The organism is Pseudoalteromonas sp. 11L1 (assembly GCF_055397545.1).
Genome location: NZ_AP041141.1, coordinates 2,866,144 through 2,893,095 on the forward strand (window position 1 = coordinate 2,866,144; position 26,952 = coordinate 2,893,095).

Here is a 26,952-nt window from a genome sequence, read left to right on the forward strand (position 1 = left end):
GCTACTTACCGGCAGCTAATCCTTGTAAAAACTCTAAACTCTGCAATTCTTGTTTATTCGCCTGATAAGGTAGCTGCTGTAAGCTATCGTAAGCAAAATCTTCAATAGTAAACTCACTCACTTTACTTTGCCCAAAGCTGTTACGCTCACCTGGACTTGGCGACATACGCTCAATAACAAAGTCACTCAATCGTAAGCCATTTGTTTGCTTAGGCAAAACAGACCAATGTGCTTTAAAATCAATTTTTTCGCTGCCCTCATTTAAACGTGCTTTAGCAACTAAATGCGCTAATGGCGAACTACCACTGTATAAGTTAGCTCTTAAGCGATATAAGCCACTTTTTATAACCGTTAAATTAGCAGGCACTATCATATTATCATTACGTGGATACGCGCTATCAAAGCTAGTTAGGGTTGCACTAGGCGGCATATATTGTATTTGTGCCACCACAGGGACCATTTTACCTGCAATGTCGGCCTCAACTAATAATTGTAAATTACGAGGATAGTCTTCCTCACCTTTAAACGTAATTGCTAGCTTATTGTCACGAGCAACACCGCTATGTGTTTTTAACGGCTGTTTGGTATCCGTATCACTGAGTGTTACCTGTGCTTTACCTAAATTTTGTGCGCTTATGGTTAATTCAATTGCTTGCGGATAGACATAGCGATATTGAGATAAACTTAAGGTTAACTCCCCCCCTTGCTCTCCTACAGGGCTAGTAACCGGAAAAAACTGATTTGGCTTAAGCCGGTCTTCATCATATACCGTTAAAGGTTGCGAATAAGGTGGAAATGCTAAGCTTTGCTGATATTGCTGCGCGACTGCCGATGCTGCTTTTGCTATATCTTCATTAAACTCATGCTGCTCTTTAGGCATGTTTTTTATGCTCGGTTTAACATCTAGTACCTTAGGTTTTGCTGGCATAGCTACAAATTCAGGTGTTTTTTTATGCTCTTTAGCTGTTGTTTGCGAAGCTGAATAACTAGCATTGCCTTTACCTAAAAACCACATCAAGCCGGTAACTATTATTACTAAAACAATAACGTAGGATTTTTTCATTGTTATTTATCCTATAAATACTAGGGTCTGTTGACCTTTCAAGGTTAAATTTGCAGCAGTCTGTTTGGTATTTAGGCAAGGCAGAGCCTATGTGGTGTGGTTATTCCCCATAAATAGGCGATAACGCAGCATCAATACTAAACAGGCGCAGCCCTTCGGGTTCTGCCTAGGGGCGATTTACTCTTTGTTTCTCGGTTTTTACTTATTCTTACATGGATGTAAGCCAGTAGAATAACGCAGGAGCAGTTATCGAGCCCACTAGGTTACAAACCTCGCGCCGCGATTAAACCGCCCCTAGTTTGAACAAATTGTAATCCGCAAAGGTCAACAGACCCTAGCAGTTAATCACTTTTAGAACGTAAAGCTGATGCAATTTGCATTAAGCTTTTTTTGGCTAAAAATAAATAACTGCATAAAGCTAATTGGTACCAAAAGCGTGCAGCATATAAAGCCGCACGCACAATCACCTTTATGGGATCACATTATATATGAGCGTTGAAGCACTCAAATTATCAGAGTCTTTTACATAACGGTATTGTTTTTTCCAAAACCAACTACCGGTAGTTTCATCGACAGTTTCATATCCTAATGTATCGCCAGCCACGCTAATATTATTCATTGCCACCGTTACATTACCTTGGTGCTGCGCTTGTTGAATTTCGTTATGGCTGTAACTGTTAGTCATCATTAATGGATAATGGTATGGCATGAAGCTACTAACAGCATCACCTTGCGATTTTAAACGCCCATTGGTATCAATATTGGCGCTACAACTGCCAAATGAGCTTACCGAGCTTGCACCGCATGATGAGTGAGTAGCGACTACCGAATCATCGTTACCACGCAAAAAACCAGCCGTTAAACCTAAGTAAGCATTACCATCGGCCACAAAACGTAAACGCGGTGTGCGCGCATCAGGTAATGGCGCAATTCTACGTGCATTGTTAACTTTTAAATCATGCAATACACCAACCGCCTCATTAACTTCACTGCCTAGCCACCAAGTTAATGCAGCATCTACAGCAAAATTCCACGATGCGCCGGTTAACGCACTCACCGCTAAGTCGGCTAATTCACTACCGCCACCAGCACCCGCTAAATCAAAGGTAGCAATAATATTAAGCGGTTTTAAACCCGCGTTTTCTAGCCAGTTTTCTTGGTTATCTATGATGTATCGGGCAACTAAGTCACCGGTAGAGTGGGTTACAAACACGCAGCCTGGCTCGCATAAATTTGAGCGAGAGATCTGTTGTAGCTTGGGCCATACCCAATCTGTAGTAATTTTTCCTTCTATTCGTTCATACGCAGGCCAGTCAATGCGCTCGTCGGCACGGTTTACCCAATAAGACTGCCAATAACTTTGGCCATCGTTTACTACATCACTACCTGCTTTATTGGTAAGCTGGGATACTTGCAAACCATGAATTAAAACTACTTTATACTCTTTACTAAGCGCAGAAAAACTCATTAAGAGCCCTATTGCTGCTGCAAATAAAGTCGCGCGTTTAAAAGTGTGTGTGTTGTTCATATTAATCCTTAACTGATTGAATATTTTTATTATGCTTAGCTTGTTACACGCTGTTGTCAGTGCATGGTAAAAGCAATGCATTGACCAGTATTGGGAACAAATCTAAAAAATGCAACATTTTGTTATCATTTTCACCGTTAAAGCTAAATATTTGCGTTAAAATACGACAAAAGCGCCAAACTATTGTGTTAAACAAAATAGCTTTATCCCCTTCTTAAGCAGTATCAATAAACTTTCTTTTAACTGTGGTTAACTAATAAACAACACTACTTTTTATTGGTGTAATAGCGTAAGTTAATTACACACGATGAAAACCAAGGAATTAAAATGATAAAAAAAATAATTTTTGGCAGTGTTTTATTTACTGCAATTTCAGCGCCTAGTTTTGCTAGTAGTATTAACACCGAACTTGAACATGCAACACAAAGTGTAAGTGAAAAAGTCATTACATGGCGTCGCCATTTGCATCAATATCCTGAGCTGAGTAATCGCGAATTTGAAACCGCGAAGTACATTACTAACCATTTAAAATCACTGGGGCTTGAAGTACAAACTGGTGTTGCGCATACCGGAGTTGTGGCTAAATTAAGCGGTGGTAAAAAAGGCCCTTTAATCGCCCTTCGTGCCGATATGGATGCTTTACCCGTTACCGAACAAGTTGATTTACCCTTTGCCTCTAAACAAACCTCAACCTATCGTGGTAATGAAGTAGGCGTTATGCATGCCTGCGGGCACGACACTCATGTTGCTATTCTAATGGCCGTAGCAGAGTCACTGGTAAAAATTAAAGAGCAGTTAGCGGGTGAAGTACTGTTTGTATTTCAACCGGCTGAAGAAGGTGCCCCCGAGGGAGAAGAAGGAGGCGCAGAGCTAATGCTAAAAGAAGGTTTATTTAAACAAAAACCTGAAGCGGTGTTTGGCTTGCATGTCACCAGCTCACTTAATACTGGTCAAATTGGCTTTAGAGAAGGGGCACTAATGGCCAGTGAAGACTCTTTCACAATTAACGTAACGGGTCGTCAAACTCATGGTTCACGCCCTTGGAATGGCGTAGATCCCATTGTTGCTTCATCACAAATTATAATGGCAACTCAAACAATCGCCTCTCGCCAGGTAGATGTAACTAAAGCACCTTCTGTTATTTCATTTGGCGCGATTAACGGCGGCATACGCTCAAATATTATCCCCGATAATGTAGAGCTTATTGGTACAATTAGAACCTTTGATCAAACTATGCGTGCCGATATTAAAAAACGTTTAGCTAAAACCGCTGAACTGGTTGCCGAATCCGCGGGGGCTAAAGCTGATGTGCATATAGCTCACGGCTACCCTGTAACAGTAAATAATGTTGCACTGACCCAAAAAATGACCCCTACACTTGCCCGTATTGCTGGTGCTGACAACATTATTACCACAGATTTAATTACCGGTGCAGAAGACTTTAGCTATTATGCACTAGAAACCCCTGGGCTGTTTTACTTTTTAGGCGTTACTCCAAAAGATCAAAACGCTAAAACGGCACCAAGTAATCATTCACCTCAGTTTTATGTTGACGAAAGCGCATTACAACTTGGCGTAGAATCATTATCTCAACTGGTCGTTGACTACTTACAATAAAAACCCAGTATAACAAGCACAGGGCTAATAACCTGTGCTTATGTTATAGAGAGTGTTATTCAGCTAATATAAATCCCCTATCACTTAACCTTAATATCTAATATAAATTCTCAACTTGGTAAGGACACCTCAATGACGGCAGAGTATTTTAATTTTTTAAGCCTTATTGGCGTGGCATTCTTTGCAATTTCAGGTGCATTATTAGGCCACGACAAAGATATTGGTGGATTTGGTGTTGTGGTTGTTGGCTCAGTCACTGCGTTAGGTGGTGGCACGCTCAGAGATATTCTTCTTAACCAACCTGTATTTTGGATAGCCAACCCCGATTATTTATACGCTACCTATGGCGCTATTTTTGTCACCGTTATGTTTATTCGCCACTTGCCCGACCTGTCTAACTATTACATGTTACTGGTTGATGCCATCGGTATGGCTATTTTTAATGTGGTCGGTATTGAAAAAGCATTAATTGAAGGTACAACCATGGTGGTTGCGCTTACAATGGGAATGACGACGGGTATATTTGGCGGCTTAATACGTGATGTGATCTGTAGAGAAGTGCCACTGGTGATGCGCGAAGAGCTATACTCCACCGCGTGTTTTGCAGGAGGCTTAACCTATGCCACACTATTTTTATTAGAAGCTCCTTATTTATGGTGCATTATAGGTTCATTATTGGTAACCGTCTTTCTAAGATTGGGCGCACTGCATTTTGGCTGGCAACCCAACCTATTTAGAAAACGAACTCCAAAAATAAGAGATTAGTATAAGTATGGCTTTACACTAATCGCTCATACAAGCCTGACGCCCGTGATACACTTTTACCCATGGCCAATTGCAGCACTTTTTTATCTGCCACCAGCTCAAAGGTCTGTTTTGCGCGGGTAATTCCCGTGTACACTAATTGCCTATTAATACCGATACTCGCCTGCTTGAGCGGTGGTAACACCATCGCGGTATAACTAAACTCTGAGCCTTGCGATTTATGAATGGTCATTACATACACTTTATCGTGCACCGGAAGCCGTGCGGGTGAAAATGCCCGTTCATTCCCTTGCTCATCAATAAACAGTGCCTTGAGTTGGCCGCTATCATCGGGCATTAAAATCCCTATATCACCGTTAAATAATTTTAGCTGGTAGTCGTTTTGACTAACCATTATCGGCATCCCTATATAATGCCGCTGATTAGGATTAACGCTAATTAAACCTTGCTGCTGTAATACCCGTTCAATACGCTGGTTTAAACTATTAACGCCGTAATCGCCTTCACGTACTGCAGCAAGTAACTGATAACTGGCAAAAGCTGCATGCACTTGCGCAACACTGGCACCTTGCGCTATCAGTGTTAGGTAATTAGCATAATGACTTGCGGCACTATTTACTAACTTTTCAATTGGTGTGGAAACAAAATCATAGTCTAAAATAATATCGCTAAAATGCCCTTCGCTACTTTGTTGTTCAACATAGTTTAATATCCCACGTTTGTTGGTATTAACCGCCAGCGCCAATTGACCTATGCCACTTTTTGCATCAAACCGATAGCTATGTTGTAAAAAGGCAATGCAATCCGCGAGTTTAAACTCACTTTGAGTTTGCGCGTTGAGTTTAACAGTGCCATTAAAGCACAGCGTGTTCAATTGCTCACAGCGTACTTTTGAATAACGCGGTGTTTGTCCAAGCACTAACCCTTGGCATAAATCACTCATTACACTGCCAGTATCAACCGAAGCAAGTTGGTCTTTATCGCCGAGTAAAATCAATCGTGCATGATCTGGCAAGGCCTCAATTAGTTTAGCCATAAGTGATAAGTCGACCATGCTGGCCTCATCAATAATCAATACATCAACATGCAACGGATTGCTTTTATCGTGCCGGAATTTATTGGTAAATGGCTTAACTCCCAACAACCGATGAATGGTTTGCGCACTTTGCGGGATCAACGAATTAATATCAGCCGGTATTTCACTAAGCTTATTTTTAGCCCCTAAAATTGACTCTGTTAGCCGTGCCGCTGCTTTACCTGTGGGTGCTACTAATTTTATGCTCAATGGCGCCGCTTTATATAACGATTGTAAAATCGCTAACAGCTTTGTTACCGTGGTGGTTTTACCGGTGCCAGGCCCGCCCGTGATCACACTAAAACCTTTTGTGGCGGCAATCGCACACGCTACTTTTTGCCAATCAATGTCAATACTCGGATCATCAGGAAAGTAGCGGGTTAATAACTGAGCAAGTACTGCATCATCAATGTTAAGTTGTCGTTCGCTCATTGTCAGTAATCGTTGGGCAAGGGTTTGTTCATAGCCTGCTAAACGAGAAAAATATAATCGTTGATTAAACAATTGCAGCGGCTTTTGCTCCCCAACACTGTGATGTGAGAGTAAATAACGTATTGCTGCCTCAGTCGTAAAGTCATTACTAAATGGGCTGAGAGTGTCAGGCTGCGTGCCTTCTAGTTTAGTAAAGTCGCTTTGACGTAAATTAAACGGATTAGTCCAATCAACCTCTGTTAGGGTTAAACAGCTATGCTGGCTTTGTTGCGATAAACACAGCATTAAAATTATATAAAAGAGGTCGTCATACCCTTGCTGTGCGTTTGTGCCACTGAGTAATTCAGCCAGTTTTACATCAACCACACGCACTCTATGTTCGTCCGTTAAATACGTTAGCAACGGCACGACTTTAATACTTTCGCTGCCCTGCATCGTTGGCTGTGCTGTTGTGAGCACAGGTTCGTCTATAGGGGCATCATCTAAGTCATCAAACAAACCCGGTTGTTGATTTAAATCACTCATAGCATGGCTCCTTGGCTAAACAAGCCATCTAAAATAACGACTTGATCTGGACTTAGCTGTTTAAAGTACACTCCCTCACCTGCTGGCATACCGCGTAAAAAAGTATAATAAACACCGCCTAAATGCGCCTCTATTGAATAATCGGGAATTCGCTGTTTAAGCAAGCGATGCAGCGCTACGGTATAAATTAAATACTGTAAATGATATTGGTGACTGGTCATTGCTTGCTCTAGCTGCTCAGACACATAATCGGCAGCGGTACTGCCCAAATAATTCGATTTATAATCTAAAATATAATACTTGCCTTGGTAGCAAAAAATTAAATCAATAAAGCCTTTTAGTAACCCTTTAACATGGGCAAACTCAAGTTTACTTTGGTTAAAACCAAAATGTTTAATTAACACTTCATTAAGCTTAGGGGCACTGAGGCTGCTAAGCGGTAAATTAAACTCCATTTCTACTAAACAGTCACTTGGCGCTAATTGGCTCAAACTTAAATTATTCTTGCTGTTTAACGGGCAATTAAGTGCATCGAGTACCCATTGCTCGGTAATTTGCTGCCATTGCTCATCGATATGGTACTTTTCAAAAGCACGCTCAATCACAGCCGTTAAGTTTTGCTCGGCATTCGTGGGATGATTTACCGGACTGGTAAAATCAAGCTGCTCAAATATTTCGTGCAAACAACTCCCTGGTTTTGCACCCTTAGGAAAGCTATACGGTGAAGGAAGTTCATCTTGCTGCACGGCAAACTCATCTCTTTGATGATCTTCATCGCTGCGCCCTGGAGCAAGTTGATCAGCATGCTTTTTAAAGCTCAAGGCACTAAAGCTAGTTGCTCGCCAGTCACGTTCAATCTGCGCCGTTACTGTATTAATAAGTAAATCGTGCTGTTTAGTGTCACTATTTTTTAACCGAAGTATGCCCTGCTCATGTAATTCGCCTGAGGTAAATTGCTGGTATTGCATAGCATGATTAGCCTCACAAAATTCACTTAAATGGGTGCGCCATACTTGGCTACTGCTTATCTCTAATCCTGAGAATAACACATGCCCCAGCGCGCTACTTTGAATTGCTAAACGGCTACTTTGCCCTTGAGAAATGTTATACACGCCCAGCGAACAAAAATGCACTGCTCGGGTCAGTGCCACATAAAGCAAACGTAAGTCTTCTGCTAAACGTTCTTGTTCGGCTTTTTGCAAGGCGTCTTCGTCTTTACTTAAATCGTAAATCAACTTGCCATTTTGATGATAAAGCGCGTCTTTAGTTTCACGATAACCACTGGCAAATGGCATAAATACCAATGGGTATTCAAGCCCTTTAGAAGCGTGCATAGTCACAATTTTAACTAAGTTCGCATCACTTTCTAAGCGAACTTGCACTGTTTCGCCATCTTGCTGGCTCACCTTTTGCGCAAACCAACGTAATAAACGAAGTGTCCCTTCAAGCTCTATTTGTTTTTGCTGCAGTATTTCGCCAAGATGTCTAAAGTCGGTAAGCCACCGCTCTACGTTATAGCCCAAGCCTTGCCACTTGGCACTGAGCTGATTGTGACTCAGTAAGCGTTCGAGCATTGCCATTGCCCCTTGCTTATGCCAAATATGGCTAAGTTGAGCAAAAAAGTTTAGGTGTTCTTGCCAGCTATTTTCATCATCGGCTAGAGCAAAAATATCGTTATAGCTTAAACAAAATAACGGGCCAGCTAATACACCGCGTAGTAACGCCTCATCGTACTGACCATGCAAAGCCGTTAAAAAATTGAGCAAGTGATGACTTAACTCTTGGCTAAATACACTGTCGCGCGACAAATACACACTGGCAATATTAGCTTTACTCAGCGCTTGCTTCATTATTTGTGCTTCAACGCGGTCGCGCACCAAAATACAAATATCAGCAGCGCTTACCGGCGTACTGCCAATACAGGCTATTCCTTGGTTTGCCTGCTCAAGTAAAGTAACAATTTTATTGGTAAAATGGGTGGCTAAATGAGCTTGCCCTAAGCCTTTACTGGTCGGCTTATTTTTTTCATCGCCGGCTTCATCTACAAACACATTAAACTCAAACGCGGTGGCAGGTTTACCATCAATTAAAAACGACTCATCTGCTTTTTTGCCCTTGGCTTTCACTTTATTAAAGGGAATGGCATCGTTATAAATAAAGCTGTTGTCGTATTTGCTAAATAAGCTATTTACGCTATTTACAATATCACTGCTTGAGCGAAAGTTAGTGCCCAATGTAAATTGTTGTGGCTCATCTACCGCTTCTTTTGCGCCAATGTAGGTAAATATATCTGCGCCCCTAAACCCATAAATTGCTTGTTTAGGATCGCCTATCATAGCTAAAGTGGTATTGCTTTGAGCATAAATTTTACTAAAAATACCGTACTGAATCGGATCGGTATCCTGAAACTCATCTATCATTGCCACCGGAAATAACTGCGCTATTTTTTGTGCGAGCACATCACCTTGTTCACTCTTTAGGGCACTGTGTAAATTAGTCAGTAAATCGTCAGGGGTGATCACGCTTTGTTCTTGTTTGCGTTTAACTATGGCCGCTTTTACCCAGCTCGCCGCATATTGCACTATCGCAATTTTTAACCCTTGGTTAATGGTGTTGTTAAGTGCGGCTAAGGCATCGAATTGGCTAATAAGTGGATGCGTCAGTAATGTGCCATTTTTTTTATAATTAGCGGCATTACTTAAGTTCTCGCTACTCCACACCTCAAACGAATACTTACTGGTACCAAATTCAAAAAAGTCATCATTGCCTAAGCAAAATGCTTCAAGTGCAGCAAGGCTGCCCTTTCGCCCAGGTGTTTTTGAACCACTTAAATCGGATGCTTTAACAGCGCCAATAAACTCTTGCTCTAGGCACGCTTTTTTAAAGGCAGGAATACGCGCCAAGTATTCATCTCGCGCTTGCCATACCGCATCTAAACTAACTTGCGGGGTTATCTCTGCGTTCGCCTTATTTAAAATACTACTTACATGACTAAATAGTGATTCGGGCGCGGCAAATACCGCTAAAATCGCATCTGTTTTTTCTTTACTAAGTGGGTATACAAACGCGCGCCAAAAGTCTTTTATGGTTTCAAGCAGAATATCGCGCTCATCTAAAATGAACTCTAAGTTAAATGCCACACCGGATTCAAACGCATGCTGCTTTAGCATTCGCTGACAAAAACCATGAATGGTAAAAATAGCTGCTTCGTCCATTGATTTAGCTGCGGCATCGAGTAAGTCAAATGCACGGTGCTTGTCATCAACGCCCGCTATTACATCCTCAATTAGCTCATCATTGGGTACTTGCCCCAGTAACGCATCACGCGCAGCAATAATACGGCTACGAACACGGTCTTTAATTTCTTGCGTGGCGGCATCAGTAAAGGTTACTACCAAAATTTGCTCAACACTCAATGGCGTATTTAGCTCACCGGGTATTTGCATACCCAATAAATAACGCAAATACAAACCCGTGATCGTGTAGGTTTTACCGGTGCCAGCACTGGCTTCAATTAAGCTTTGCCCTGATAATGGCATAGTGAGTGGATTAAGCGCTTGCATAGTCACTCTCCTTGGCGTGCTCAAATAATGGGGCGAGTAGCTTATCGCTCCAATGTATAAATTCGTCTTGGCAGTCATTAAGTGATTGCACCGTTAAACGAATATAAGGGTTTTCCCCCTCGCCTCGGCCAATATACTGTGGACTAAATTTACTGTTGGCTTTTGCCATATCACCACCGCTTTTCACGTATTCATAACCACTTACCGGAAAAAACGCCACGGGCTTGTTGCGTAATTCTTTATAAAGCGCAAACCAATCTGCAAGCAGTAAATCGGCATCGGCTTTACTCATTGGGGCAAAGCTTATTTGCTTATCTAAACCCAGCAATAAGGTTTCAACCTCTTGTTGCATGCTTTGTGCAGCAAGGTGATAAATAAAGCCTTTAATTAAATCTTTAGCTTTAATACTGGCACTGCGATAAAACACTTGTTTTTGCATATACACATGGTTTAGCCAGCCTTCAATGGTGGTGTTTTCAAGCGACAGTAATACTTCTATCGGTTCACTTTTACCCGCTTTTATTTGTTGTTTTACTTGCCCTGCAAGCGCATCAACGCGATGTTGCATGCTCTCATAAATTAAGCTGCCAACATGGGCTTGCGGCAACTCACCGCGCTGCAGTATTTGTTCGGTACTCAGTGGTGTATCGTTAATATTAGCTTCAAGTATTTCATCAAGGTAAAAATAACGGCGTAGCGCATCTAAGCTAAACGGTTCTTCATCTTTGGCTATGTCGTTAAATTGCGGCAAACGTAACCCTAAGCTTTGCTGATAAAAGCTCTCTTGGGCATGGCACACACTGCGAATAAACACATCAAGATCAAGTAGCTCTGGAGGCGTTACATCAAGCGTAGTAATTGCTTTTGGCTCAAAGGCTTCGCTAGGCAGCCAAATTGGGTTATAGCTGTGGTTGTTAAGCCCTGCCTGTTCAGCGCTAGCTGGCAAATAATAATGACTATTAAAAGGTTGTAAATGTTGTTGGCTAATAAGGCAATCTGGCAAGGGTTTATCACCGGGTTCGCTAAGTTTGAAGCTTCGACCTATGTATTCTAACAATTCACTGACAAGTGTTGATGGCATGCGTGGCTGGTTATCAAAACATGATCGACCAATGTAGCTCATATATAAATTATCTCGGGCACTAAGAAGCGCTTCTAAAAAAAGGTAGCGGTCATCGAGTTTTCGTGAACGGTCACCTTTTTGCTTTTTAGAATAAGGTACTAGGTCAAACCCGATAGGCTGCACGGTACGTGGGTAATCGGCATCATTCAAGCCTAGCATACACACCACCTTAAACGGCACAGCGCGCATTGGCATTAACGTACAAAAATTCACCTGCCCCACTAAAAAACGTTGGCCGACACCTTTTTCTTGTATGCCTTGTTTAATTAAATAGCTAACAATGCGCTGCGACACGGCCTCACTGTAATCACCGTTGTCGTGGTGCTTACCTATATCTTCGAGTACTTTTTGCAGCACTAATAAATCCCAACTGTCGTCGCTTTCGCTTTCATAAATAGTATTGAGCAGCTCATTTAAAATTTGGGCTTTATTAGAAAGCGTATCATCAGGGGTGAGCTTAGCTTTGAAGTCTTGCAGCACATCAATAAAATGTACCAGCTTATTAAGTGTATCAAGTGCCATGCCCTCAACCTCATCAGCACTGTAAATGCCATTAAATGGGCATTGTTCATCGCGCATGGCAATACCCAGTAGTAACCGGTTTAAGCCATGTTGCCAAGTGTTAAGCTCAATTGTGGGTAAATCAAAGCTACTTTTATGTTCAGCGTTTACACCCCATTTAACGCCAACACGCTCCAACCAATACTGAATTTGCTCATATTCATGTGCTTCTAAGCCAAATTTTTCAGCAATTTGAGTCACCTGTAATAAATCGAGAATATCCGACACACCAAAGCGCGAAAACGGTAAATTAGCTAAACTAGCAAACGAACTCAGTACAGGTTTTTCTTGCTCTATGGCTAAATCAGCTAGTGCATAAGGTATAAATCGGCTGCCCTGTGCACCACCAAAAACCGCTTCAATATAAGGGCTGTAGGTGCCAACATCGGGCATCATCACGATGATGTCTTTAGGGGTAAGCGCTGAATTTTGATTAAATAAATTAAGTAAGTAGTCGTGCAAACGCTCTACTTCTCGAAGCGGTGTATGGCAATCACTTAGTGTAATGCTTGCATCGTTTGCAGTAATTGGCAGCTTGCCCTCGTCGTTAATAAACCATTCTTTATTATCGGTGAGCGACTCACCTTTAAAGGCAAGTTGGTAAATTTCACTTTGCACTTGGCCAAGTAAGCTGTCGTCAAATGCATCTATAAAGCCATCAATCCAGCGGGCATCAAGCTGCACTAGTTGCTCAAAATAATCGCGGCCGAGTTTACCCCACGACGACAACAGCGGATTACCAATAAAATAGTATTCCTCATCGGGGTTGGTGTGCTTTTTTTGTTGTGCTTCCACCAGCGGCATTTTTGCGTATTTAGCGGTGATTTTAGCGGCTGTTTTTTCATCAATGATATCGCCCCAATAATGCTCGCTAGGGTTAAAAAAGAATAAAAATACTTCAGTTTTTTTACTTAAGGCTTCAAACACCTCAAGCTGCGAGCTAGCAACCGCCGATATGCCAAATAAACTAATGCGTTTTGGCAATAAGCTGTTATCCATACTCTCAAGTGCACTGAGTAACTGCCCTTGCATATTGGCACGGTGAAATTGGCTTTGCCCCAGCTGCTTGCTTAATTTGACGATACGACGCCATAAATCGGGTTGCCAAGGCGCAATCGTTATATCAACATCGTCAAGCTCATCGGTGCCACTATCCCAAGTGGCTATCCAATGGGGGCGGTACATCAAGTATTGGTCGTACACATCGGCTATTTTTTCACATAGAGTAAAGGTTTTTTGGCCGTCAATATCGCCCTCTAAATAGGTTTTAAGCGGTAAGTACAGCGGCTCATTTATGCACTGGGGTAAAATGGCAAATAATTTCCAAGCAAGGTTAGGTTTATTAAAGGCCGACTCTTTAGGCACATTTGGCAGTAATTGCTGATACAACTGCCAAATAAAACTCGACGGCAGCGGAAAGTCTACCTGTGCAGCTACGCCTAAATTTTCACTTAAACCGATTTTAAGCCACTGCGACATACCCGGCGATTGCACTAACACCACTTCTTTATCAAATGGGCTTTGCAATGGGTTTATTTTTAATAGCTGATGAAACTGCGCTTGCAGGGCTTCCATACGGTTTGATTGAATAATATTGAGCATACGATACCAGCCTTACTTGAGATAAAGCCAGTGTAAGATATTTTCAATTTAAGCGGTAGCGCTAAGGGAGCATTGGCGTTAATAAATCAGCAAGTTAGCCCGCCAATAGATGAACTTTTAAACGCACAGCTTGAACCGCAGTGCGTTTATTATTTAAATGGTGATGCTATTTATAAGGACTAATACTTGAAAGACTAAAGTCACTTTGCATAATAACCTGACCCTCAATGCCTTTAAGCTTTAATGAAATAGCAGGGTCGACTTGTTGCCAGTCTATGCTTAAATCACCATAGTTAACATTATGCGTGTAATCACCGACACGATGCTGGTTAGGGCTAACGTCTTTCCACTTTTCTGTCAGGCCTGAGCTGGTCATTTCAATAAGCGGGTAATCAAGGTTATGTTGATACCTTGAAATCTCGCCCCAGTGAGTATCGCCACTAATAATAATCACACCATTTACTTGGTGTTTTTTAATTAACGCAAATAAACGGTTTCGATCCTCAGGAAAATTTGCCCACGACTCCCAGCCGGTAAAATCTGGCAGTAACTGCAAGCTTGACGCTATTAGCTTTATTGCCGCTGGCTTTTTCAGCTCTTGCTCAAGCCATTGCCACTGTGCCTCCCCTAGCATTGACGCGCCTTTAACTTCAGTTGGACTGTACGGGCCTTGGTTATTTAGTTTACGCTTGGTGTAATACTCAAGCTCGCTAACAGAATTAAGTGTGTCACGATTAAAGCGTAAATCTGGCATGATCACCTGCACGGTTTGCTCGCCTTCGCCATACATGTACGAGGTATAAATACCATCAGCACGGGTACGGCGTTTTGAATTTGCCGGTTCTTGCCAAAAATCGAGCATGATTTGTCGCGATGCTTCCTTATGCGGATACTCTTTCCCCGCGTCATTTTGACCATAATCGTGATCATCCCACATGGCTATTATTGGTGTTTTTGCGCGTAATGCTTTAAAGCCAGGCTTTGCTCCAAGGCGTTGGTATTTATTTTTAAGTACAGCCATGTCGTTAGTATCGCCATAAATGTTATCGCCTAAAAAAATAAATAAATCACTCTGCTCTTTGTTAATGGCGTTAAATATAGGAATGTCTTTATCTTGGTGCCCGCAAGAACCAAATAATATTTTAGACGGCGCAGCCATTGCTACACTGCTAATCACAATAGTCAGTGACAGTGCAGAATACTTAACGGTTTTTAGTAACTGTTTCATTTTAAAATCTCATTAATAGCCGGTGCCATATTAGGGTTAATTATGTGTGGGTTTTGCCCAAGTGCTTTTAAAACGGTGGCGGCAACTTGCGCTTGTTTAAGCTCGTTTTTAGTTTTAATTAAGCCGTTATTTTTAATTGCAGGGCCAATAGCTGCCAGCCAAATATGCTCAGAGCCAATAATTCCCTCAGGAAATGCCTTTTTACCCTGCTCCGAATTTGCTAATGCCCGTTTAGAGCTGTGATGTTGCCAATCGTTTGCGTAGCTGCCACGGCCGTGATCGGTAGTAACAATTAACGTAGTATTATTTTTATAACCTGCTGTGCTTTGAATGGTTTGCCATAAATCTTTTAAAAATGCATCGCTTTGTTTGGCCGACTTTAAGTAAGCATCGTAATGGCTATCGTGAGCAAAATCGTCAGTTTCTCCTAAGCTAATCACCAATAATCTTGGTTTTTTCGCCAGCATATAAGCTTTAGCAAATCGATAGGTAAAACTATCAAGCCGTACATTGTGCCATGGGCTGGGTATTTCTGTTTGTAGCGCATTAAGTAGTGCTGCGTCGGCAAATAAATCATCAGCAACGGGCATAAACCCCGCATTCACCTGCACCTTACTGCGCTGGGTATTTACAATGTAAGGAAACACATCCCAACTACCAAATAACGCGGTGCTGTTTTTAAATTCAGGCTGAGCGTTTAAACGCTCTAAAATAGTTTTATTTGGGTTGAATACCTTGTCGTTACTGTTGATATTTTCATCCACTTCGCCAGTGAGAATTTCGTTATACCCAGGGTATGAAAAATACCACGGATTACTCACCGACATAGTTGAGCCTTTAGCCCTATCGCCAATAATAACGCCTTGTTTTGCAATGGTTTGAGTTAAAAATGGCATTAACAACTGTTGACGCTGTTGCACACTTTCATGCCAAAATTGGCTCTTTAATAGCGCTGGTTGTTTAACAAAATCTTTATTATTAATCAGCTTGCTATCGGCACCATTAAAGACTTCTTGCCAGCGAACCCCATCTAAAGTTACCAACACCACATTTTGCGGTGCTGCCAAAACCGCCTGACTGTTAAGTAAAACCAAACCGATTATTAGTATTGTTACTATTGTTTGCATACACACCTCGTTTAATAAAAAGCCCATCAATGATGGGCTTAATTACGTTTATTACGTTTTAAAACGTGGCCGTTAACGTCACGGCTGCTGTGCGTGGGGCGCCAATAAAGTAAGTGCTTCCATTGCCTGTGCCGCCCGCTAGGTAGCTTTCATCAGTAATGTTGTAAACCACAAAAGCAATATCAACGGCTTTAAACGGGCCTGCGTTAACTTCGGCTGTATAACCTGCGTTTAAATCAACCACGGTGTAGCTATCTACATCGCCACGCTCGCCAGTGTATTTAGCCGATAAACCAAAGCGGAAATCACCGCTGTAATAATCGGTTGAAAGCACAAATAAATCATCTACTGAATCAATTACTTTGCCTCCTGCTTCAAAGCCTGGCGCATCGCCTTTGTATTCAGAGCTATTATTGGTGTATGAGCTATATACATTCCACTCATTATTAAGCATATAACTTGCTGACAGCTCTAAACCTGTCGATTCAATACCGCCCACATTTAGGTACGAGCCGTTAGTACCTATGGTGTAATCAATACCACCCGTGTCGCTACCTGGCGCTATAAAGGTAATACGGTTATCAAATTCAATTGAGTAAGCCGTTGCCGTTAATTTAAGTGCGTTATTGTCATAACGCACCCCTAAATCAATATTTTCTGCGGTTTCTGGCTCAATAGCTGACAAGTCAGAGCTGTCGCGCTCAAGCACACCATCTTTAATGGCGGCAAAGTTTTCGCTATAGCTGGTAAATAACTCAGTATTACTATTTAGCTGATACAAAATGCCGCCACTAAATAGAAGGTCTGAATCACTGTTTACTTTAGCTGTTGTGGCGTTTTTATAGTGGTCATACTTTTCTATGTCTACTAAGTACTTTTTAATCCCTAGGTTAAGAGTTAAGTCGCTAAATGACATTGAGTCTTGGGCGTACCATTTGAGCGTATCGGTCTCAAAGGTGTTTTTATATTGCGTCCAATAAGGGGTGTTATCAAAGTGATGATAAATGCGCGCATCTATAACTTTATGCCAATCTCGTGACTCATCACGGTCGCTTTGCTCATACCAAAAACCGGCTTCAATATCGTGCATGCCAATGCTTGCTTGATAATTAGCAGTTACCCCTAAACGGTCTTTATTATAATGTGTATGGCGATAAGACATAACTGGCGTTGCATCAGCATCGTAACATGCAGGATTAAGCTCAGGGCCTGACTCCCACGGCCAGTTTAAGCTAGCCGTACAACCTGCATTGGGAGCAAGTGGGTTACCATTACTATCTGTAAAGCCATAAGAGCCTGCGTTTGTGCCACCTTCTGTGGTTGGGTTACCATTTTCATCTACAGGGGACGTTAAATAAGGAGGGATCCAATCACCTCGGCCTGAGTTTTTATGATAATAAGGGCTAATGGTTAACAATGAGGTGGGTGAAATCGCGTATTCAAACTTTAAATACCCTAGAGTGTTTTCACGTAGCGTGCCCCAACCTTCTGCAAACATTTGGTCAAAGTGCGGAACGCCTGTCCAGTTCCATGTTAGTTGATCCCAACCTGGAGTTTGTTCAAATTGTGCCAAGCTCACGCTATTATAATTCGTCTCGCTTACATCATCGTAAGATAAACGCCCTGTTATAGTTAACTCATCAAGGGTGGTGACAAATTTCGCTTCAGCATGTTGGTTATCTTTCCCACCATTGCTGCCCGAGCCAATCCAGCGGCTAGTATCGGTTTGCGAATAACTCACATACGCTTGAGTATTATCAAAAATGGTGCCAGTTTCGTGTTTAACGTAATAGCGACTTGCGTCATGGCTGCCTGAGGTATATGCAAAAGTGGTGCTTTTTTCAAAGCTAGGCGCTTTACTTACAAAGTTAAAAGTACCACCTAGCGCCTCTAACGAGGCTGATTTAATATCTGAAGTGCCCTGACCTACTTCCACGGTGACAAGATTTTCGCTATCTAGGTAACGATTCGCTTTAGCACCACCGCCATAATTTGAACCGCCATTAGGAATACCGTCTACCGTCATACCTAATTGCTGCTGGTTTGAGTCGATACTAAAACCACGCATGGTAATAGTGGTTGACCAATCGTCGCCGCCAAATGCGTCGCCTTCGTTTATGCTAATGCCAGGTAAGTTATCTATTACTGATAACACACTCGATACCGAGCTTTGTTGCTCAAGCATGGCAGGTTCAATAACGTTGTTTGCATAACTGGTTGGTTTTGCAGTAACGGTTACTTCTTCTATCACGTTATCGTTAGCATAAGCTGAAGTTGATACCGCCATGGCCACAGCCATGCTCAAAATCGATTTATTTTTTAAAGCGTACATTGTTGTCCCGTTTGATTCTAATTATAAAAGGTAATTATGAAAGCGGGCACAGTCTATTTTTTAAATATGACAACGAGGGGGAACTTTATTGACAGCAAGATTAAACAATTATGAGTATATTATGGCAAATAAATGTATAAAAAAAGACACTCACAGTTGTCCATGAGTGTCCTATTGTTTTTACTAAATTAGCTGCTATTTCAATTCAGCTAGCATGTCATCACTGTAAGCTATGACTTCTTCGCCGTTTTTAATTTTGCTAATGTAATCTGGGTTAGCTATAAGCGGGCGACCAATAGCAATTAAATCAAATTTATTGTCGTTAATCGCTTCTTTCGCAGTTTCAAAACTATAACTACCTACACCCACTAAGGTACTTGCATAACCAGCTCGTAAAAATTCAGAGGTTGATTTACCTTCTAGTGAATCAAAACGCATGCTGTCGTCAAAAATACCGCCGTGTAAATAAGCTAACTTGCGGTTTTCAAGCTCTGGTAATAAGTAGTCAAATACTGCTTTATCACGATTATCTTCGCTCATATTAAAGTAGGCACCTGGTGTTAAACGCATAGCGGTACGCTCATTGCCTACAACATCAATAACTGCATCGGTTACTTCCAGTGCAAAACGAGACATGTTTTCTGGTGTTTGCCCGTACTCGTCATCACGTTCATTTGCCGCATAATGTAAAAATTGATCAATTAAATAACCATTAGCACCGTGAATTTCTACGCCGTCAAAACCCGCTTCCATCGCATTTTCTGCGGCCTTAGCGTAGTCAGCCACTAAACCTTTAATGTCGTCTGTAGTTACAGGTTTTGGCGTAACATAAGTGAGCTCGCGCATACGCGGTACTGAACCTTCAACCCCTATTGCCGATGGCGCCAAAACATCACCACCAAAAAAGTGAGGGTGTGCTACACGGCCAACATGCCATAGTTGTGCAAACATTTTTCCGCCATTGGCATGTACTGCGTCAGTGACTTTTTTCCAACCTTGAATTTGTTCACTAGTGAAAAGCCCAGGGGTGTTTGGGTAACCTTGAGCATCAGCACGGATAATAATGGCTTCACTAATAATTAAGCCTACATCAGCACGACGAGCGTAGTAATCAACCATGGCTTGTGTGGGCACTAAATTGTCATCTGCCATACAGCGGGTCAATGGTGCCATAAGTACGCGGTTTTGCAGTTCAATGCTGTTATTTAATTTAAAAGGTGAAAGTAAGTCAATCGACATAATATTTATCCTTTGTTGAATGTACATTCAAGATAAGGTCACTTGAATGAATATTCAAGTATAATTTTGAAACTTTGTTTAAGATTGCGTAAACTCCACCTAGGCCTAAGAAAAATAAATTTATTCATTACTACTCTCTCCACTAAAAGAGTCATTATGAGAACTGCAGAATTTGATAAAGAGTTTGTACTGCGCCAAGCTATGGCCATGTTTATGCTTCATGGCTATGCAAAAACCAGTATGCAAAAACTGACTCAAGCCACCCATTTACATCCGGGTTCTTTGTATGGGGCATTTGGTAATAAAAAAGGCATTTTTTTAGCCGCTACGGAGCAATACCAAACCGATCGCAATACACAATTTACAGCGCTGTTTGAGCACAGTAATTGTATTTTAGATACGCTGAAACAATACCTTAATATCATTGTGCAAGAATGTATTGACGGCGAAGCAACTAAAGTGTGCTTGCTTACAAAAAGCATTAGCGAGGTAGAGGGTAACGATCCACAAATTTGCCACGTATTACGTACTAATTTAACGGCGTACGAGCATGCCTTTGCGCAGCAATTACAAAAAGCGATAGACAATAAAGAAATTACCAATGGGCGAAGTGCCATAGAACTAGCACGATTTTGTGTTATGGGTATTTATGGATTGCGCACTTACGCATTAACAAATCAAGACCCTGACGCACTAAACCAACTAGCCGACGAGCTGCTTGCAGCCATTAGCTAAACTTAATTTTAAAGTGCAGTATGTCGCTGCCTTTTGTATTCCCCCCCACAGTGAGAGAGAGCCAAAAAATGACCACTGACAATTTATCAAAGCAAGACGACGTAATTTTAGGCCTTGGCGCAAAAAAACGACTCGCATACATGTACGAAACTGTGCAACAGTTTAAGCAAGTGTGGATTTTAAACGATGACGACGGCTGCGTAATGCTCACTAACGAAGACGACGATTGCGTACCCGTATGGCCAACCCGTGAGTTTGCACAAGCATGGGCAACCGGTGAATGGGAAGGATGTACACCTAAAGCAATTCCAACAGCAGATTGGTTTAGCCGCTGGACGCCAGGCCTTGAAGAAGATGACTTACTAGTTGCCGTGTTCCCTACCGAAGAAGACGACGGCACAATTTTATTTCCTGATGAATTTCAAACGCAGTTGAATAAATCAATTAGAAAATATTAGGGCCTGTTAATCTTTTCGGATTAAAATTTGTTCAAGCTAGGGGCGATTTAATCGCGGCACAAGGGTTGTAACCTAGTAGGCTCGATAACTGCTCCTGCGTTATTCTACTGGCTTACATCCTAGTAAGAACAAGTCATAACCGAGCAAAACTTCCGCGTCCTGCACACGCCCCTTACCTACATCCATGTAGGCAACAAAGAATAAATCGCCCCAGGCAGAACCCTTCGGGCAGCGCCTGTTTGGCATTGATACTGCGTTATCGCCTATTTATGGGGAATAAACCACATAGGCGCTGCCTTGCCTAAATACCAAACAGACTGCTGCAAATCCAACCTTGAAAGGTCAACAGACCCTAACCTCTAAAATAGTGACCATTTTAAATAAGTTTGCTATAAGCATGAAATGAAAAGTTTTTTACCAAAAAGTTATAAAGCATCTATTATTGTGTTGTAACTTACTTTTATAAAAATCGATTTGGGTGGACATTAATTCCAGCCCTGTTAAAAATCGAATTATGTAATCTATAATCAGGTAAATTTAATAAAAAATATAACGTTTATTTTCCGTGTTTAAATTGGGGTCTACATGCTGTTCAATTCAAAATATAAAAACAAAATTAACGAGTTAAATAACGAGTTAATGCAATTAAAAAAAGCCAATGAAAAACTTGAGGCGCAATTATTAGCAGTAAACAGCGAGAAATTACAACTAAACGACAATGAAATAGCAAACGATACGGCATTTGTAAAACAGCGTGAATTAAATACCTTATCATTGCAGTCATCTGATTTAATTAGTGATATCAGAGAAAGCTTAGCCTCAACTTCACATAAACTAATCAATGATATTACGTCATTTAAGTCATCCCAAGAATTACTTGATACAATTTTAGATATGTTAGCAACGACTTCATCGTCAACACATAATATCTCAAGAGATACAAAGTCCGCCTCTAAATCCGTTAAAGAATTGCAGTCAGTAACAATCGGCATTAATGATTTTGTAAACATAATTAAAGGGATTTCTGATCAAACAAATTTACTCGCACTTAATGCAGCCATTGAGGCAGCAAGAGCGGGAGAGCAAGGGCGAGGCTTTGCAGTGGTCGCAGATGAAGTGAGAACGCTTGCTCAACGCTCTTCTGAGGCATCTAACGAGATATCTAATTTAATAGATAAGGTTAATGAGCAAATGCAAAGCGTTGTAACTAACATTACTAACGTTAGCGAAGAAAGTGATGGCATTGCAAATAGCTCATCAGAAATTGATACTACTGCTAAAAAGGTGGTTGAACTATCACAAAATATGTATAGCGTTATTGTTAATTCAAGTGCGGATGCATTTATTCAAACAGTAAAAATGGACCATATTGTATGGAAATACGATATTTATAAAGTCATTTTAGGTCAATCAAACAAGACGGCAGAAGACTTTTCTGATCATACCATGTGCCGTTTAGGTCAATGGTACTATCAAGGTGAAGGTGCATTAAAATATTCAAGCATTAACGACTTCAAAGAATTAGAGAAACCACATGAAGATGTCCATAAAAATGGCTTTGCTGCTCTAGAAGCATTCCAATTAGGCGATCTCAATACTGCTGTTGAAAAAGTATCTCTTATGGAGCAAGCAAGCTTTAAAGTAGTCGATATACTTAGCGCGTTATCAGATAAAATTATGGAGCATAACTTTAAATAAAATAGTCATAAGTATCTCCTTTTGCATAGCGATTTATAATCATTCATCGCTATGCATACCAAATTCATGTAAATCAATCAGAAACTAATCACACGTCTACACGAGCGTAAACCTTAAAGAGTATTTTTGTCATAAATATTGCTCAATAGCCAAACTAAATAAATTATTAACCTTTTAATTAATCATTAACTATATTTTTATAATAACAGCTCACCGTTTAGTGATTAAAGTTAGTAACTACAAAGCAAAAATACGCTAAAGCGGTCATAACTATAATTATTCTGTTAAAAATGCAGTACAATTTTTACCGGTAACTAACTTAGGTATTACATGCGGTACACTTTCAATTTTATATGTTGTTTACTATTTCAAACCATTAGTTTTAATGCTTTTGCTGTAGCATTAAATCAAAATGACAGCTTACAACTAAAGTCTGCTATGTGGCATCAAGTAGATTTAGCTAAACCAACCCAAGGTGAGCAACTCATTAATGCTTATAACAATATAAGTACTCCCGTCACTTCGCTGTATAGTGCCCATGGCAGTGCAATAGCAAAAATTAGTTTAACCACAGAGAGCGCAGGACGCTGGTATATAATCCCCCAAATTAATTATTTAGATAGTGGCGTTGCTTTTTATCAAGATACTAGTGGGATCAGAAAAATCGCTGATTTTTCACAAGATAGTGCCAGCCCATCAGCCATTGTAATGCACAGCCGAGCTTTTGAATTACAGCTAGAAGCTAATTCACACGGTGTTTTATGGCTTTATATTAATGCTAAGCACTTTGCTAAACCTGTTAGCATTAACGTTATACCTCAATCTGCTTTTGTTAAACTTCAGTTTTATATCAATTCATTAAGCTTAGTGTCTATTACTATAATGCTAACCTTGGCCTGCATGGCCTTAATAATGTTTTTTAAAACACAACATCGCGTGGCGTTATTTTGTGCAGGTTATATAGGGTTACACGGCATTGGCTGGGCATTCGCGGCGGGGATAGTTGCGTTACTTTTTAATTACCACGCAATTAATACCCATTACTTTGGTATGTATATTTTTGCTTTCGCTATTGCTTGTGCCAGCTCATTTGCCTATCACTTATTTAACTTTGACCAACATACCCGTACTGGTATTAGCCGATTTTTAAAATACTTCTCCATAACTGCACTTGCCTGTGGTTTTTTAAACCTCTTTTTACCCTTTCATTGGGTGTTTTATTTAGCTCATTTCCTTGCTGCCATTTGGGTGTATTTAAGCTTAAAGCTTGGCTTTACAATGCTGGGGATGAGGGACTTTAGAGCGAAATACTTTTTAACTGGCAACCTTGTTTATAGCTTGTCCTTAGTTATTTTTATTTTATCGCACCTAAATTTAATAGAAATTAGTTCACCTGAATTATGGGTACTTATTGCTCTGGCCATTGATTGTATCTGTATTTTACTTTCTTTATCTGAATGGCTAAAAATAAAGCAAAATAATTTTATAAAAGCGCTAGAGCTATCACGCATAGACCCACTCACCAAAGTAGGAAACCGGCTGCAATTACAAGAAACACTTGATAACTTAGATAATTTTTATCTCATTGTGTTTATAGATTGCGACAATATTAAAAGCGTTAACGATCACCTAGGTCATGCTCACGGTGACAAGCTACTCATTGAGGTTACGCGGTTAATACAAAATGCGTTAGCCGACAAAGGCGAGGTATGCAGAACCGGCGGTGATGAGTTTATTTGTGTGTGTAACGTCAAATCAGCACAACAGCTCGCCCAACTCATCCTGAGCATAAACAAGTCATTAAACTATATTCATCAACAAGTTCAAAAACATTGGCCGTTATCAGGCGTGAGCTATGGCTTAGCAAGTAGTGAGGAATGTAATGACTATAAAGCTTGCTTAACCTTAGCCGACCAACGAATGTATACATTAAAGCACCAGCGTAAAAACAAACGCCAAGTACAAAGCCAACACGCTTAACTTTATTACAGGCACAAAAAAGGACGCCCTGAGACGTCCTGATATAGAATAATGGTGGAGAGAGAGGGATTCGAACCCTCGTTAGGGATTAACCTAAACACACTTTCCAGGCGTGCGCCTTCAGCCACTCAGCCATCTCTCCACAATGTTGCTTTGCAACAGCGCGATATAGTATGAAATACACTTGCTTGGTGCAAGGCCTTTTTAACATCATGCTTTTAACTGCTCAATAATCAAACTAACTACTCATAAGCAAATAAAAAGGCGATACCTGAGTATCGCCTTTATCTAATGCATTATATTGCTATTTATTATTTTGCCATATTGGCTGTAAAGTCTAGCATGCGATTTAATGATTTAAGTGCGCCTTCACGCAAATCCATATCAACAAACACTTCTTTACCGCTGGCATCAATCAGTGCTTCCTCAATCGCTTGTAAGCCGTTCATTGCCATCCAAGGGCAGTGAGCGCAAGTTTTACATGTAGCGCCGCTACCAGCCGTTGGCGCTTCAAAAAACTCTTTATCTGGGCATAGTTGCTGCATTTTATAAAAAATACCGCGATCGGTCGCCACAATAAACTTTTTATTCGGCATAGTTTGCGCTGCTTTAATAAGCTGGCTAGTAGAGCCAACAGCATCAGCAAGTTCAACAATTTCAGCCGGTGATTCGGGATGCACCAATACACCCGCATCTGGATGCAAGACTTTAAAGTCTTTTAGCGCTTTGGTTTTGAACTCATCATGTACAATACATGCGCCGTTCCACATGATCATATCGGCGCCAGTATTCTTTTGAATATAACTGCCTAAATGCTTATCTGGACCCCATATAATTTTTTCGCCTTGCTCATCTAAGTGCTCAACTATTTCAAGTGCACACGATGAGGTAACTATCCAATCAGCACGCGCTTTAACCGCGGTAGAAGTGTTAGCATACACTACCACTTTACGGTCTGGGTGTTGATCACAAAACGCTGAAAACTCATCCACTGGGCAACCAATATCTAATGAACAAGTCGCTTCAAGTGTTGGCATAACCACGGTTTTGTTAGGGGTTAAAATTTTAGCAGTCTCACCCATAAAACGTACACCCGCGACGATGATTATGTCAGCTTCATGGCGAGCGCCAAAACGTGCCATTTCGAGTGAGTCGGCTACACAGCCGCCCGTTTCTTCAGCAAGTGCTTGAATTTCAGGATCAGTGTAATAATGAGCAACAAGTACCGCGTTTTTCTCTTGCAGTAATTGTTTTATACGCGCTTTATATTCGCCTTTTTCGTCTTGTGTTAACGGTGCCGGCTTAGGAGGGAAAATATAACCTTCAGGCATAATAGTTTGAGCTAAACTCATGTTCTCGACCACTTTATTTACAGTGCAATTAATAGCGCAAATTATACGAGAAACCAACGCTAAATAATAGCAATCTAGTCAGGCAGTTTATAAATAAAAATAAGGGAGATATTACGAGACATTTTATACGGAGAAAGTGCACCAGAAGTGGTGGGTCATGATGGACTTGAACCATCGACCAATGGATTAAAAGTCCACTGCTCTACCAACTGAGCTAATGACCCGCTCTGGTTTACTTATAAAAAGTAAGGCTGCGTAAATCCGCCGATTATAACCACTCAATAAAGAATGGTGGGTCATGATGGACTTGAACCATCGACCAATGGATTAAAAGTCCACTGCTCTACCAACTGAGCTAATGACCCGCTCTGGTTTACTTATAAAAAGTAAGACTGCGTAAATCCGCCGATTATAGCCACTCAGTAAAGAATGGTGGGTCATGATGGACTTGAACCATCGACCAATGGATTAAAAGTCCACTGCTCTACCAACTGAGCTAATGACCCGCTCTGGTTTACTTATAAAAAGTAAGACTGCGTAAATCCGCCGATAATAGCCACTCAGTAAAGAATGGTGGGTCATGATGGACTTGAACCATCGACCAATGGATTAAAAGTCCACTGCTCTACCAACTGAGCTAATGACCCGCTCTGGTTTACTTATAAAAAGTAAGGTTGCGTAAATCCGCCGATTATAGCCATTCAGTAAAGAATGGTGGGTCATGATGGACTTGAACCATCGACCAATGGATTAAAAGTCCACTGCTCTACCAACTGAGCTAATGACCCGCTCTGGTTTACTTATAAAAAGTAAGGTTGCGTAAATCCGCCGATTATAACCATTCCATAAAGAATGGTGGGTCATGATGGACTTGAACCATCGACCAATGGATTAAAAGTCCACTGCTCTACCAACTGAGCTAATGACCCGCTCTGTGTGTTTGTTAACA

At 41.1% G+C, this 26,952-nt stretch carries 16 protein-coding genes and 7 tRNA genes; 6 read left to right on the plus strand and 17 right to left on the minus strand.

Annotation, left to right across the window (positions count from 1 at the left end):
- Position 1: 1 nt before the first annotated feature.
- Positions 2–1,063: a hypothetical protein gene (locus ACZ5WS_RS13370; RefSeq protein WP_138607090.1), complete on the minus strand. Its 1,062-nt coding sequence runs from the start codon at positions 1,061–1,063 to the stop codon at positions 2–4.
- A 469-nt stretch (positions 1,064–1,532) separates the two neighbouring features.
- The gene (locus ACZ5WS_RS13375) at positions 1,533–2,591 is read right to left on the minus strand and encodes a hypothetical protein (protein ID WP_464709060.1); all 1,059 of its coding nucleotides are present in this window, start codon (positions 2,589–2,591) and stop codon (positions 1,533–1,535) included.
- 327 nt (positions 2,592–2,918) lie between these two features.
- On the opposite strand from ACZ5WS_RS13375, the gene ACZ5WS_RS13380 reads away from it, so the two are divergent.
- A complete protein-coding gene (locus ACZ5WS_RS13380) occupies positions 2,919–4,208 on the plus strand; it encodes an amidohydrolase (RefSeq protein WP_464709062.1) in 1,290 nt (429 codons plus the stop codon).
- A gap of 132 nt (positions 4,209–4,340) precedes the next feature.
- Complete coding sequence (locus ACZ5WS_RS13385; RefSeq protein ID WP_138609080.1) at positions 4,341–4,973, plus strand: trimeric intracellular cation channel family protein; 633 nt, start codon at positions 4,341–4,343, stop codon at positions 4,971–4,973.
- 13 nt (positions 4,974–4,986) lie between these two features.
- On the opposite strand, the gene recD is transcribed toward ACZ5WS_RS13385, so the two are convergent.
- From recD to ACZ5WS_RS13420, 7 genes are all read right to left on the minus strand, one after another.
- Positions 4,987–7,005: an exodeoxyribonuclease V subunit alpha gene (gene recD / locus ACZ5WS_RS13390; RefSeq protein ID WP_464709067.1), complete on the minus strand. Its 2,019-nt coding sequence runs from the start codon at positions 7,003–7,005 to the stop codon at positions 4,987–4,989.
- Positions 7,002–10,568 carry an exodeoxyribonuclease V subunit beta gene (gene recB, locus ACZ5WS_RS13395; protein ID WP_464709070.1) on the minus strand — a complete coding sequence of 1,189 codons (3,567 nt, stop codon included), beginning with the start codon at positions 10,566–10,568 and terminating at the stop codon, positions 7,002–7,004. The genes recD and recB overlap by 4 nt, the downstream gene beginning before the upstream one ends.
- Positions 10,555–13,854, minus strand: coding sequence for an exodeoxyribonuclease V subunit gamma (gene recC, locus ACZ5WS_RS13400; RefSeq protein WP_464709074.1), 3,300 nt, complete (start codon positions 13,852–13,854; stop codon positions 10,555–10,557). Before recC ends, recB begins: the two co-directional genes overlap by 14 nt.
- A gap of 166 nt (positions 13,855–14,020) precedes the next feature.
- Complete coding sequence (locus ACZ5WS_RS13405; protein WP_464709077.1) at positions 14,021–15,082, minus strand: alkaline phosphatase D family protein; 1,062 nt, start codon at positions 15,080–15,082, stop codon at positions 14,021–14,023.
- Positions 15,079–16,209, minus strand: a complete 1,131-nt coding sequence (locus tag ACZ5WS_RS13410) for an alkaline phosphatase family protein (protein ID WP_178955692.1) — start codon at positions 16,207–16,209, stop codon at positions 15,079–15,081. The genes ACZ5WS_RS13405 and ACZ5WS_RS13410 overlap by 4 nt, the downstream gene beginning before the upstream one ends.
- Before the next feature lie 58 nt (positions 16,210–16,267).
- Positions 16,268–18,541, minus strand: a complete 2,274-nt coding sequence (locus tag ACZ5WS_RS13415) for a TonB-dependent receptor domain-containing protein (protein WP_464709082.1) — start codon at positions 18,539–18,541, stop codon at positions 16,268–16,270.
- A 195-nt stretch (positions 18,542–18,736) separates the two neighbouring features.
- Entirely contained in the window at positions 18,737–19,780 is a 1,044-nt protein-coding gene (locus tag ACZ5WS_RS13420) for an alkene reductase (RefSeq protein WP_193049674.1), read from the minus strand.
- Positions 19,781–19,936: 156 nt separating this feature from the next.
- Between ACZ5WS_RS13420 and ACZ5WS_RS13425 the strand changes: the two genes are divergently transcribed.
- From ACZ5WS_RS13425 to ACZ5WS_RS13440, 4 genes are all read left to right on the plus strand, one after another.
- Positions 19,937–20,515, plus strand: a complete 579-nt coding sequence (locus ACZ5WS_RS13425; protein ID WP_008109773.1) for a TetR/AcrR family transcriptional regulator — start codon at positions 19,937–19,939, stop codon at positions 20,513–20,515.
- Between the two features lie 68 nt (positions 20,516–20,583).
- Entirely contained in the window at positions 20,584–20,973 is a 390-nt protein-coding gene (locus ACZ5WS_RS13430; protein ID WP_138609064.1) for a DUF2750 domain-containing protein, read from the plus strand.
- Between the two features lie 585 nt (positions 20,974–21,558).
- Positions 21,559–22,671: a methyl-accepting chemotaxis protein gene (locus tag ACZ5WS_RS13435; RefSeq protein ID WP_464709091.1), complete on the plus strand. Its 1,113-nt coding sequence runs from the start codon at positions 21,559–21,561 to the stop codon at positions 22,669–22,671.
- Between the two features lie 330 nt (positions 22,672–23,001).
- Positions 23,002–24,651 carry a sensor domain-containing diguanylate cyclase gene (locus ACZ5WS_RS13440; RefSeq protein ID WP_464709094.1) on the plus strand — a complete coding sequence of 550 codons (1,650 nt, stop codon included), beginning with the start codon at positions 23,002–23,004 and terminating at the stop codon, positions 24,649–24,651.
- A 52-nt stretch (positions 24,652–24,703) separates the two neighbouring features.
- On the opposite strand, the gene ACZ5WS_RS13445 is transcribed toward ACZ5WS_RS13440, so the two are convergent.
- From ACZ5WS_RS13445 to ACZ5WS_RS13480, 8 genes are all read right to left on the minus strand, one after another.
- Positions 24,704–24,793 (minus strand) — tRNA-Ser (locus ACZ5WS_RS13445).
- A 169-nt stretch (positions 24,794–24,962) separates the two neighbouring features.
- Positions 24,963–26,003: a quinolinate synthase NadA gene (gene nadA / locus ACZ5WS_RS13450; RefSeq protein WP_464709098.1), complete on the minus strand. Its 1,041-nt coding sequence runs from the start codon at positions 26,001–26,003 to the stop codon at positions 24,963–24,965.
- A gap of 148 nt (positions 26,004–26,151) precedes the next feature.
- Positions 26,152–26,227: transfer RNA gene (locus ACZ5WS_RS13455), tRNA-Lys, on the minus strand.
- Positions 26,228–26,292: 65 nt separating this feature from the next.
- Positions 26,293–26,368, minus strand: a tRNA-Lys gene (locus tag ACZ5WS_RS13460).
- A gap of 65 nt (positions 26,369–26,433) precedes the next feature.
- Positions 26,434–26,509: transfer RNA gene (locus ACZ5WS_RS13465), tRNA-Lys, on the minus strand.
- Positions 26,510–26,574: 65 nt separating this feature from the next.
- Positions 26,575–26,650: transfer RNA gene (locus ACZ5WS_RS13470), tRNA-Lys, on the minus strand.
- Positions 26,651–26,715: 65 nt separating this feature from the next.
- Positions 26,716–26,791: transfer RNA gene (locus tag ACZ5WS_RS13475), tRNA-Lys, on the minus strand.
- A gap of 65 nt (positions 26,792–26,856) precedes the next feature.
- Positions 26,857–26,932, minus strand: a tRNA-Lys gene (locus ACZ5WS_RS13480).
- Between the last annotated feature and the right edge of the window lie 20 nt (positions 26,933–26,952).

What these genes read in the sequence shown, in the direction of transcription:
- ACZ5WS_RS13370 (WP_138607090.1), bottom strand. Translation starts at nt 1,063, where the DNA reads ATGAAAAAATCCTACGTTATTGTTTTAGTAATAATAGTTACCGGCTTG.
- ACZ5WS_RS13375 (WP_464709060.1), bottom strand. Translation starts at nt 2,591, where the DNA reads ATGAACAACACACACACTTTTAAACGCGCGACTTTATTTGCAGCAGCA.
- ACZ5WS_RS13380 (WP_464709062.1), top strand. Translation starts at nt 2,919, where the DNA reads ATGATAAAAAAAATAATTTTTGGCAGTGTTTTATTTACTGCAATTTCA.
- ACZ5WS_RS13385 (WP_138609080.1), top strand. Translation starts at nt 4,341, where the DNA reads ATGACGGCAGAGTATTTTAATTTTTTAAGCCTTATTGGCGTGGCATTC.
- recD (WP_464709067.1), bottom strand. Translation starts at nt 7,005, where the DNA reads ATGAGTGATTTAAATCAACAACCGGGTTTGTTTGATGACTTAGATGAT.
- recB (WP_464709070.1), bottom strand. Translation starts at nt 10,568, where the DNA reads ATGCAAGCGCTTAATCCACTCACTATGCCATTATCAGGGCAAAGCTTA.
- recC (WP_464709074.1), bottom strand. Translation starts at nt 13,854, where the DNA reads ATGCTCAATATTATTCAATCAAACCGTATGGAAGCCCTGCAAGCGCAG.
- ACZ5WS_RS13405 (WP_464709077.1), bottom strand. Translation starts at nt 15,082, where the DNA reads ATGAAACAGTTACTAAAAACCGTTAAGTATTCTGCACTGTCACTGACT.
- ACZ5WS_RS13410 (WP_178955692.1), bottom strand. Translation starts at nt 16,209, where the DNA reads ATGCAAACAATAGTAACAATACTAATAATCGGTTTGGTTTTACTTAAC.
- ACZ5WS_RS13415 (WP_464709082.1), bottom strand. Translation starts at nt 18,541, where the DNA reads ATGTACGCTTTAAAAAATAAATCGATTTTGAGCATGGCTGTGGCCATG.
- ACZ5WS_RS13420 (WP_193049674.1), bottom strand. Translation starts at nt 19,780, where the DNA reads ATGTCGATTGACTTACTTTCACCTTTTAAATTAAATAACAGCATTGAA.
- ACZ5WS_RS13425 (WP_008109773.1), top strand. Translation starts at nt 19,937, where the DNA reads ATGAGAACTGCAGAATTTGATAAAGAGTTTGTACTGCGCCAAGCTATG.
- ACZ5WS_RS13430 (WP_138609064.1), top strand. Translation starts at nt 20,584, where the DNA reads ATGACCACTGACAATTTATCAAAGCAAGACGACGTAATTTTAGGCCTT.
- ACZ5WS_RS13435 (WP_464709091.1), top strand. Translation starts at nt 21,559, where the DNA reads ATGCTGTTCAATTCAAAATATAAAAACAAAATTAACGAGTTAAATAAC.
- ACZ5WS_RS13440 (WP_464709094.1), top strand. Translation starts at nt 23,002, where the DNA reads ATGCGGTACACTTTCAATTTTATATGTTGTTTACTATTTCAAACCATT.
- nadA (WP_464709098.1), bottom strand. Translation starts at nt 26,003, where the DNA reads ATGAGTTTAGCTCAAACTATTATGCCTGAAGGTTATATTTTCCCTCCT.